Below are 529 nucleotides of genomic sequence, written 5' to 3'. Positions count from 1 at the left end.
CGAAAGGTCCACGGTGAGCATGGGGGGATTATACCGAAGGCGCGGGGGCCATCACGGAAACCCCCTCCAGGGAGGCCGCCAGGGCAAGCCGCGCGTCCAGGGTCACCAGGGGGAGGGCTTCCGGGTCCCCCTCCGCCGCCAAAAGGAGGGAGGCGAGCTGAAGGGCGCCTAGGGTTCTCAAGGGATGGGCCTGGAGGAGGCGGAGGGCTTCCTGGCGCACCTTTTCCCCGGGAAGAACCTCGTGCCAGGCGGCCTTGAGCCTGCGAAGCCGCTTCAAGGCCAAGGCGAAGGCCTCGTCCTCGAGGGCCCCCTCCCGCCTCCTCCGGGCTAGGGCCGAGGCCGCCTCCACCTCGGCGACCCAGGCCACCACCATCTCCCCGTCCTCGGCGAGGAGGCCTTCCACCCAGGGCGTGGCCGCTTCCCGCACCAAGAGGGGTACGAGGGCCGAGGTGTCCCAGAACCTCATCCCTCCTCCCGTTCTTCCAGGAGGGCACGGAGGACGCTTTCCTTGGGGATGGGAAGGGGAAGG

The 529-nt window shown here is 69.8% G+C and carries 1 protein-coding gene; it reads right to left on the bottom strand.

The genetic code is table 11. From position 1 onward, the window contains the following. Window positions 1–28: 28 nt before the first annotated feature. A complete protein-coding gene (locus AC01Y6_RS11215; RefSeq protein WP_476671612.1) occupies window positions 29–466 on the bottom strand; it encodes a type II toxin-antitoxin system VapC family toxin in 438 nt (145 codons plus the stop codon). Between the last annotated feature and the right edge of the window lie 63 nt (window positions 467–529).

Source organism: Thermus sp., assembly GCF_056332225.1.
Note: the sequence above shows the minus strand (reverse complement) of the source record. Positions and strands in the feature narration are given on the sequence as shown.

Coding starts and splice junctions, on each gene's coding strand:
- AC01Y6_RS11215 (WP_476671612.1), bottom strand. CDS start 466: ATGAGGTTCTGGGACACCTCGGCCCTCGTACCCCTCTTGGTGCGGGAA.